This is a genomic window from Allosphingosinicella sp. (assembly GCF_036387215.1).
Classification (GTDB): domain Bacteria; phylum Pseudomonadota; class Alphaproteobacteria; order Sphingomonadales; family Sphingomonadaceae; genus Allosphingosinicella.
In genome coordinates, this window is the sequence record NZ_DASVUE010000091.1 from 1 (window position 1) to 4,570 (window position 4,570).

The following is a 4,570-nucleotide window of genomic DNA, read 5'->3' on the forward strand; positions in this document are numbered from 1 at the left end:
CATCCAGCCCTGGTGCGTCTCGCGCCAGCTCTGGTGGGGCCACCAGATCCCGGCCTGGTATGACGACCGGGGCGATGTCTTCGTCGCGGAGACGGAGGAGGAAGCGCGCGCCGAAGCCGGCGACCGCCCGCTCCGCCGCGACCAGGACGTGCTCGACACCTGGTTCTCCTCGGCCCTGTGGCCGTTCGGAACGCTCGGCTGGCCGGAGGAGACGGAGGCGCTGAAGCGCCATTACCCCAACGACGTCCTCATCTCCGGCTTCGATATCATCTTCTTCTGGGATGCCCGCATGGCGATGCAGGGTTTCCAGTTCATGGGCGAGAAGCCCTGGAAGACGCTCTACCTCCACGGCCTCGTCCGCGACGCCAAGGGGCAGAAGATGTCGAAGTCGAAGGGGAACACCGTCGATCCCCTCGGCCTCATCGATCGCTACGGCGCGGATGCGCTCCGCTTCACGCTGGCGGCGATGGAAAGCCAGGGCCGCGACATCAAATTGGATGAAAAGCGCATCGAGGGCTATCGCAACTTCGCGACCAAGCTCTGGAACGCCGCCCGCTTCTGCCAGGCCAATGGCATCGGCGCTTCCAAGGCGATCGAGCCGCCGCTCGCCGAACTGGCAGTCAACCGCTGGATTATCGGCGAGACGGTTCGGACCGTTCAGGCGCTCGACCTCGCGATGGCGGACTTCCGCTTCGATGAAAGCGCCAACACCATCTACCATTTCGTCTGGGCCAGCTTCTGCGACTGGTATCTTGAGCTGATCAAGCCTGTCTCGACCGGAGACGAGAGGGGCCAGATCGACGATGAGACGCGGGAGGTTGCGGGCTGGGTGCTGGACCAGATCCTGGTCATGCTCCACCCGTTCATGCCGTTCATCACGGAAGAGCTCTGGCACGCGCTGGGCGAGCGGCCGTACGACCTCATCGTTGCCAAGTGGCCGATGCCCGACGCACGCGCGTTCGATCCCGAGGCGGGGCCGGAGATCGACTGGCTGATCAGGCTCGTCGGCGGAATCCGCGCCGCCCGGACCGAACTCGGAGTGCCGCCGGGCGCCCGGCTGGCGCTCCACGTCCGCGATGCCGATGCGCGGACCGCGCAGCGGCTCCAGCGCAACGAAGCGGCAGTCCGGCGCCTCGCCCGGATCGAGACGATCGGCGATGGTGAAGCTTCAGGCGGCGCCGCTCAGGTGGTGGTGGACGAAGCCACCTTCGTCCTCCCGCTCGAAGGCGTCATCGATATCGAGGCGGAGCGCACCCGGCTCGGCAAAGCGCTCCAGGCGGCGGAGAAGGAGCGGGATGCGCTCGCCGGACGCCTCAGCAATCCCAGCTTCGTCGAGCGCGCCAAGCCCGAGGCGGTGGAGAAGGCGCGGGCGGACTATGCGGAAAAGGCCTCCGACGCGGAGAAGTACCGGGCGGCGTTGGCGCGGCTTGGGTAATCGAACCATATCGGCAAAAAAGGGCTTTCCTACACCCGCCCGCCTGTGCGAGGGTACCTCATGCACATGCTCTGCTCGATCCACGTCATCCTGCGCGCCACGGTAAAAGGATGATGGTCAGGGTGGCTCCTGGGTGTGAACTTCGTGTCAACTTCCGGCCCGCGGGAGTGGCCTGAACCGCATGGCTCGCGGCGCACCGCCTCGGGGACGGGATCTCACGTCCGGCCCGATCGCGCCGGCGCTACTCGCCTTCGCCATGCCGATGCTCATCTCGAGCATCCTTCAATCGCTGAACGGTTCGATCAACGCCATCTGGGTCGGCCGCTTCCTTGGCGAGAACGCGCTGGCGGCAACATCCAATGCGAACCTGGTGATGTTCCTGCTGATGGCCTTCGTATTCGGCTTCGGGATGGCCTCGACAATCCTCATCGGCCAAGCCTTCGGCCGCAAGGATGTGGACGGTGCGCGGCGCATAATCGGGACAGCGATCGGTGCATTCCTCCTGTTCGTGATCCTGCTCACCGCGGCCGGGTGGGTCTTCGCGCCTGCACTTCTAGAGCTGCTTGGCACTCCGAGCGGCGCCGCTCCGCTGGCGCTTGCCTATCTCCGGGTCATTTTCTTCGCCATGCCGAGCATGCTCGTGATGGTGATGCTGATGATGGCGCTTCGCGGCAGCGGCGATGCGCTGACGCCGCTTTGGTTCATGATTCTCAGCGCGGTGCTGGACAGTGGGCTGAACCCGGTCTTCATCCTCGGGTTCGGCCCCGCGCCCCGGCTCGGCATCGCCGGTTCGGCCACCGCGACGGTCATTGCCAACTACACGGCCCTCATCGGCATGCTCATCTACATCTATGCCCGCGATCTGCCGCTGCGGCTGCGTGGACCGGAGCTCGGCTATCTCAAGCCTGATCCTGCGCTCCTCAAGGTGATCGTGCTGAAGGGCCTGCCGATGGGACTGCAGATGATCGTCATCTCCGCGTCCTCGCTGGCGATGCTGGGGCTCGTCAACCGCGAGGGCGTGGACACGACCGCCGCCTTCGGCGTGGCGATGCAGCTTTGGACCTACGTGCAGATGCCGGCAATGTCGCTCGGCGGCGCGGTGAGCGCGATGGTGGCCCAGAATATCGGCGCCGGAAGATGGGACCGTGTGAGCGCCGTCACGCGCGCCGGCGTCGCCTTCACGCTCCTCATCACGGCCGCGCTCGTTGCCATCCTCATCGTCGCGGACCGGCCGGCGCTCGCCTTGTTCCTCGGCGGCGACAGCCCGGCTCTCCCGATCGCGCGGCACATCCATCTGCTTGCCACCTGGAGCTTCCTCCTGTTCGGCATCACGCTCGTGCTGTTCGGCACCGTGCGGGCAAACGGGGCGGTGATCGGCCCGCTGCTGATCCTGACGATCGGGCTCTTCCCCGTCCGCCTCGGCTTTGCGGCGCTTTTCCATGCCTCGCTCGGAGCGGACGCCCTCTGGCTGAGCTTCCCGGTCGCCTCCGCGGTCAACATGGTGCTCGCGATCGCCTTCTACCTGCACGGCGGCTGGCGAAAGGGCGGGATGGGGGCAGGCGCGCCGATCGGGCTGGACGACTCGATCGAGGAGGCGAACGCTTCCACCGAGCCGGGCGGGCGGCTCAACCCGTCAGGTTAGGCGGGCACCACTACCTCGATCGCCTTGTGGGCGATCTCGACGGTTGCGGGCGTCTTGGCGAGCACCTCGCCGTCGATCGAGATGGGGAGGCGCGGCTTGGTGTCGATCAGCAGCCGCTTGCCGCTGATCTCCTCGCTCACCGCCTGGCGTGCCGGAAGCTTGAAATATTTGGCGAACCAGTCCCAGATCAGCCGCAGCATGGAGCGGCCGACCACGGCCTGGAGGACGATCTCGCCGCTGTCGACCTCGGCGTCCTCGGCAAGCTCGACGCCGCCGTGGAAGCGGCCGTTGAAGATGCGGACTTCGGTCGTCCAGATCGTGCGCTTCTCGCTGCCGTTGTCGACCGATAGCTTGAAGGGGCGGAACCGCATCAGGCACCAGGTCGCCCATATCAAATAGCCGAACACGCCGAGATAACGCTTCAGCTTGTGCGGCACCGTGTTCCCGATCATCGGCGACAGGCCCATCGAGGCCGCGTTCGCGAAATAGTCGCCGTCGATAACGCCGAGATCCACCCGCCGCCGCCTCCCATTGGCGATGACGTCGATCGCCCCGTCGAGGTCGAGGGGGATGCCGAGCGTCCTTGCAAAGCTGTTTGCGGTGCCGAGCGGAAGCAGCGCGAACACGCAGTCGCGGCCCACCACGTCGTCGACGGTGCCGGACAGGGAGCCGTCGCCGCCGCCGACGATCACCATCGGAGCACCGTCGCCCACGGCTCCCCGGACGGTTTCGTTGAGCTTGCTCGGGTCCTTCACCGCATGGGCGGCGATCAGCGTCACTCCGGCCGCCTCGATCTTCTCTCGCGCCTCGCGGAACAGGTCCTGGCCTTTGCGCGAATGCGCATTGACGATCAGGACGGCTTGTTTGGGAACGGGTTTCGTTGCGTGCACGAAATCGAGAACCGTCCTCAGGCCAAACGTATCCACAACTTTTCAGCGTGGAGCGGCCGCGCTAGAGCCGGCGGCGATGAGTTCCGCTTCCTTCCCCGCGATGCGCATGCGCCGCAGCCGCTCTTCGGCCTGGGCGCGCGCGATGGTGGCTGAGACCGTGCTGACGCCGTCGGACCTCATCTGGCCGATCTTCATCACCGGCGGGGAAGGGCAGGAGGAGCCGATCGCCAGCCTCCCCGGCGTGTCGCGCTGGAGCCTCGACCTGATCCCCGATCGGGCGCGGGAAGCGCGGGCGCTCGGCGTCCCGTGCATCGCGCTCTTCCCGAACACGCCGGCGGAGCTCCGGACCGAGGATGCGAGCGAGGCGCTCAACCCGGACAACCTCATCTGCCGCGCGATCAAGGCCGCCAAGGATGCCGCGCCCGAGGTCGGAGTGCTCACGGATGTAGCGCTCGATCCCTATACCTCGCACGGCCATGACGGGGTTACGGATGCGGCCGGATATGTGCTGAACGACGAGACCAGCGCGATTCTGGTCGAGCAGGCGCTGGTGCAGGCGAGGGCCGGCGCGGACATCGTCGCGCCTTCGGACATGATGGACGG

At 66.6% G+C, this 4,570-nt stretch carries 3 protein-coding genes and 1 pseudogene; 3 read left to right on the forward strand and 1 reads right to left on the reverse strand.

Annotation, left to right across the window (positions count from 1 at the left end):
* Together VF662_RS04070 and VF662_RS04075 are read left to right on the forward strand one after the other, a co-directional pair.
* On the forward strand, positions 1–1,435 hold a 1,435-nt coding region (locus VF662_RS04070; RefSeq protein ID WP_464137965.1), incomplete at its 5' end, for a class I tRNA ligase family protein.
* Positions 1,436–1,616: 181 nt separating this feature from the next.
* Positions 1,617–3,077, forward strand: coding sequence for an MATE family efflux transporter (locus tag VF662_RS04075; RefSeq protein ID WP_464137968.1), 1,461 nt, complete (start codon positions 1,617–1,619; stop codon positions 3,075–3,077).
* Here VF662_RS04075 and VF662_RS04080 read toward each other — a convergent pair.
* The gene (locus VF662_RS04080) at positions 3,074–4,003 is read right to left on the reverse strand and encodes a YegS/Rv2252/BmrU family lipid kinase (RefSeq protein ID WP_464137969.1); all 930 of its coding nucleotides are present in this window, start codon (positions 4,001–4,003) and stop codon (positions 3,074–3,076) included. The genes VF662_RS04075 and VF662_RS04080 overlap by 4 nt on opposite strands.
* A gap of 40 nt (positions 4,004–4,043) precedes the next feature.
* Between VF662_RS04080 and VF662_RS04085 the strand changes: the two are divergent.
* Positions 4,044–4,570: pseudogene (locus VF662_RS04085) on the forward strand (porphobilinogen synthase); the annotation flags it as partial.